Below are 4,278 nucleotides of genomic sequence, written 5' to 3'. Positions count from 1 at the left end.
CCGCCGGGTCCGCCCCAGCCCCCGCCGGGACCGCCCCGGCTGCCCGGAAGCTTGCCACGGGGTCGATGGTTACGTAAACATAGGCGCAGGGGCAGGCTCACTGCCGCACCGCATCCCTTCACACAGGAGCAAGACGCGCATGCCCGTTCTCCAGACAGACCAGGCCGGTCTCCTGCTCGACGGCCAACCCTTCCGGCTGCTGTCCGGCGGGCTCCACTACTTCCGGGTCCACCCCGCACAGTGGGCGGACCGGCTGCACAAGGCCCGGCTGATGGGCCTCAACACCGTCGAGACCTACGTGCCCTGGAACCTCCACCAGCCGCGGCCGGAGCAGTTCCGGCTGGACGGCGGGCTCGACCTGCCCCGGTTCGTCGAGCTGGCCGCCGCCGAGGGCCTGCACGTGCTGCTGCGCCCCGGCCCCTACATCTGCGCCGAGTGGGAGGGCGGGGGCCTCCCGTCCTGGCTGCTCGCCGAACCCGACATCCGGCTGCGCTCCCGCGACCCCCGGTTCCTGGCCGCCGTGGACGACTACTTCCGCCGCCTGCTCACCCCGCTCCTGCCGTACCTGGCCTCGCGGGGCGGTCCGGTGCTGGCCGTCCAGGTGGAGAACGAGTACGGGGCGTTCGGCGAGGACATCGCCTACCTGGAACACCTCGCCGACTCCCTCCGGCGCTGCGGGGTCGACGTGCCGCTGTTCACCTGCGACCAGCCGTCGGACCTCGAACGCGGCGCGCTGCCCGGCGTGCTCGCCACGGCCAACTTCGGCAGCCGCTCCACCGAGCACCTGGCCGAGCTGCGCCGCAAGCGACCGGACTCGCCGTTGCTGACCGCGGAGTTCTGGATCGGCTGGTTCGACCGCTGGGGTGCCGCGCACGTGGTCCGCGATGCCGACGAGGCGGCCCGGGAGCTCGACGACCTGCTCTCCGCCGGTGCCTCGGTCAACTTCTACATGTTCCACGGCGGCACCAACTTCGGCTTCACCAACGGCGCCAACGACAAGCACACCTACCGGCCGACCGTGACCTCCTACGACTACGACGCGCCGCTCGACGAGGCCGGGGACCCGACGGCGAAGTACACCGCGTTCCGCGAGGTCATCGCCAAGCACGCCCCCGTGCCCGAGGAGCCGGTGCCCGCGCGCGGCCCCAAGCTCGCCCTCCCCCCGGTCGTGCTGACCGAGAGCGCCGACCTGCTGCCGAACGCCGCCGTCCTCACCCCGGCCGCGGTCCGGTCGCCCCGGCCGCTCACCATGGAGGAGCTGGCGCAGGACTTCGGCTTCGTGCTGTACGAGACCGTGCTGCCGACCGCCGGCCCGGTGCTGCTGGAGGTCGAGCAGGTCCGCGACCGCGCCCAGGTCTTCGTCGACGGGCAGCCCGTGGGCGTCCTGGAGCGGGAGAACCACGAGCACGCGCTGGCCTTCACCGCCCCCGCGGCCGGGAGCACCCTCACGGTCCTGGTGGAGAACCAGGGGCGGGTCAACTACGGTCCCGGCATCCACGACCGCAAGGGACTGCTCGGCAAGGTCCTCCTCGACGGGGCCGAACCCGCCGAGTGGAGCTGCCGCCCGCTCCCGCTGAGCAGCCTGGCGGACGTCCCCTTCGCCGCCGGCGCGCGGACGCCCGTCGGGCCCGCCTTCCACCGCGGCCGCTTCGAGGTCGCCGAGCCCGCCGACACCTTCCTCCACCTGGAGGGCTGGACCAAGGGCAACGCCTGGGTCAACGGCTTCCCGCTCGGCCGCTACTGGTCCCGGGGGCCGCAGCGTTCGCTGTACGTCCCCGCGCCGGTCCTGCGGGCCGGGACCAACGAGGTCGTGGTGCTCGAACTCCACTCCGCGCACCGCGCCCGCACCGTCGAATTCCGCGGGACGCCGGACCTCGGCCCGATCGGGGAATGACGGGGGAGCGGCCGGGAGCGGATGACGGGCTGTGCGGCCCGTCGTCCGCCTCGGTGGCCGGCGCGCCCCCGTCAGCGCCGCCCGCCCGTCCTCCGCCGAGCCGCGGTGCCCGGCCGCGGGGCCGCCGTGCTTGCCCGCTCGACCAGGGTGGTCGGCACCAGCCGGACACCCGTCACCGTCTCGCCGCGCAGCTCCCGAAGAGCCGCGTCCACGCACAACTCGCCCACCCGGGCGAAGTCCTGACGCATCGTCGTCAGCGGCGGAATGAAGGAGGCCGCCTCGGCGATGTCGTCGAAGCCGACGACGCTCACGTCCTGCGGGACCCGCAGGCCCCGCTCGTGGAAGGCCCGCAGCACACCCAGGGCCATCTGGTCGTTGGCGACGAACACGGCGGTGCAGTCGGCCTCCTCGGCCAGCTGCAGCCCCGCCTCGTACCCGGACTCGGGTGTCCAGTCGCCGCGCTGCGGCGGCGGCACCCGTCGTCCCTCCTCGCGCAGCACCGCCTGCCAGGCGTCCGATCGGCGGTCCGCGGCGAAGGACTCCGCCGGGCCCGACACGTGCCAGACCGTCTCGTGCCCGAGGTCGAGCAGGTGCTGCACGGCGGTGCGGGCTCCCTGCCGCTGGTCGGTGTCGACGACGGGGAAGCGCCCGGTGGCGTCGGAGTCGACCACGACCACCTTGACGTGCGGCGGGAGGGTCGGTGCGGTCGTGTCGAGCAGGTGCACCTCCATGATGAGGACGACGGCGTCGACGGCCAGCTCGTCGAGCCGGGTGAAGGCGCCGCGGACGTTGTCCTGGGTCGGGGCGTCGAGGGGGATCAGCGTGACGGCGTAGCCGGCGTGGGCGGCCGAGCCCGCGATGGCCTCCAGGGTCCGGACGTTGCCGGTGCTGGACAGGCCCATGGTGATCACGCCGATCGCCCGGAACTCCCCGCGCTTGAGGGCGCGGGCGGCGCTGTTGGGCCGGTAGCCGAGCTCCTTCATGGCGTCGAGGACCTTCTGGCGGGTGCTGTCGATGACGGCCGGGTCGCCGTTGGAGACGCGCGAGACCGTCTGCGAGGAGACCCCGGCGAGGGCGGCGACGTCCGCCATCGAGACGCGTCGGGCCCGGCCCCGGCCGCCGGGTGCCCGGCCGACCTCCGCGGCGGCCGTCCGGCCTGCCTTCGGCCCGGATCCCGCGCCCCCCGGGCGCGCGTCGTCCGACCGGTCGCTCGCATGCTTGCCCGTCACCGGATTCCTCTCGTTCGTCGCTGCTTCGTGCTTGACGCTCCTCATCGGGAGTGCCACGATCGCCACACCGATGATTACGTAAACATCCTTCGTTGGCCAGTCGCCACGGAGCCGTTCACCGGTCCCCGGGCGCTCGCCACCCGTCCTCCGCCACCGCACTTCCAGGTCACCGATGCAAGGACCCCCGCCATGACGCTCCTCTCGACGCGCGCGACGGAAGCACCACCCCCGCGCCGACCACGTCCCCGCCTCCGGCTGCGCAAGGAGGCCCTCGTGGGCTGGGGCTTCGCCGGCCCGTTCGTCGCGGTGTTCGGCCTCGTCTTCCTCGCCCCGATCGGGTACGCGCTGTACCTGAGCCTCTTCAAGGACCGGCTCATCGGGGGCACCTCCTTCGTGGGCCTCGACAACTACGGCGAGGCGCTCGCCGACACCCGCTTCTGGGAGGGCCTGGCCAGGGTGGGACTCTTCCTCCTGGTCCAGGTGCCCGTGATGCTGGGTGCCGCGCTGCTGGTCGCGCTCGCGATCGACAGCGGCCGACTCTACGGCAGGACCTTCTTCCGGGTCGCGGTCTTCCTCCCGTACGCCGTCCCCGCCGTCGTCGCCAGCCTGATCTGGGGCTTCATGTACGGCACCCGCTTCGGCCTGGTCGGGAACATCAACGACGCCCTCGGGGTCACCCTGCCCGACCCGCTCTCGCCGTCCCTGGTCCTCGCCTCCATCGGCAACATCGTGACCTGGGAGTTCGTCGGCTACAACATGCTGATCTTCTACTCGGCCCTCAAGGTCGTCCCCCGCTCGCTCTACGAGGCGGCGGCGATCGACGGTGCGGGGGAGTGGCGGGTGATCCTCTCCGTCAAACTGCCGGCCATCCGCAGCGCCCTGGTGATCGCGACGATCTTCTCGATCATCGGCAGCTTCCAGCTCTTCAACGAGCCCAGCATCCTCCAGAAGCTCGCCCCCAACGCGATCACCAGCGACTTCACCCCCAACCTCTACACCTACTCGCTGTCCTTCGCGGGCCAGCAGCACAACTACGCGGCCACCGTGGCCATCGTGATGGGCGTGATCACCGCGGTCATCGCCTACACCGTCCAGCTGCGCGGCATGCGGAAGGGCTGAGCCGATGACCACCCCTCCCGTCCCCGCCCCCACGTC

At 72.4% G+C, this 4,278-nt stretch carries 3 protein-coding genes; 2 read left to right on the top strand and 1 reads right to left on the bottom strand.

The window, feature by feature from the left end:
- Window positions 1-139: 139 nt before the first annotated feature.
- On the top strand, window positions 140-1,894 hold the full coding sequence (locus ADK60_RS19805) for a glycoside hydrolase family 35 protein (RefSeq protein WP_053647715.1): 1,755 nt from the start codon (window positions 140-142) through the stop codon (window positions 1,892-1,894).
- A 71-nt stretch (window positions 1,895-1,965) separates the two neighbouring features.
- On the opposite strand, the gene ADK60_RS19800 is transcribed toward ADK60_RS19805, so the two are convergent.
- Entirely contained in the window at window positions 1,966-2,985 is a 1,020-nt protein-coding gene (locus tag ADK60_RS19800) for a LacI family DNA-binding transcriptional regulator (RefSeq protein ID WP_053647718.1), read from the bottom strand.
- A 327-nt stretch (window positions 2,986-3,312) separates the two neighbouring features.
- Between ADK60_RS19800 and ADK60_RS19795 the strand changes: the two genes are divergently transcribed.
- Complete coding sequence (locus ADK60_RS19795) at window positions 3,313-4,242, top strand: carbohydrate ABC transporter permease (RefSeq protein WP_045944121.1); 930 nt, start codon at window positions 3,313-3,315, stop codon at window positions 4,240-4,242.
- The last annotated feature ends 36 nt before the right edge of the window (window positions 4,243-4,278 follow it).

Origin of the sequence: Streptomyces sp. XY431, assembly GCF_001279805.1 — a bacterium.
Taxonomy (GTDB): domain Bacteria; phylum Actinomycetota; class Actinomycetes; order Streptomycetales; family Streptomycetaceae; genus Kitasatospora; species Kitasatospora purpeofusca.
This window is presented reverse-complemented; position numbering and strand designations above follow the sequence as displayed.

Bases quoted from the DNA above. Each gene is read 5' to 3' on its own strand.
- ADK60_RS19805 (WP_053647715.1), top strand. From the start codon at position 140: ATGCCCGTTCTCCAGACAGACCAGGCCGGTCTCCTGCTCGACGGCCAA.
- ADK60_RS19800 (WP_053647718.1), bottom strand. From the start codon at position 2,985: ATGGCGGACGTCGCCGCCCTCGCCGGGGTCTCCTCGCAGACGGTCTCG.
- ADK60_RS19795 (WP_045944121.1), top strand. From the start codon at position 3,313: ATGACGCTCCTCTCGACGCGCGCGACGGAAGCACCACCCCCGCGCCGA.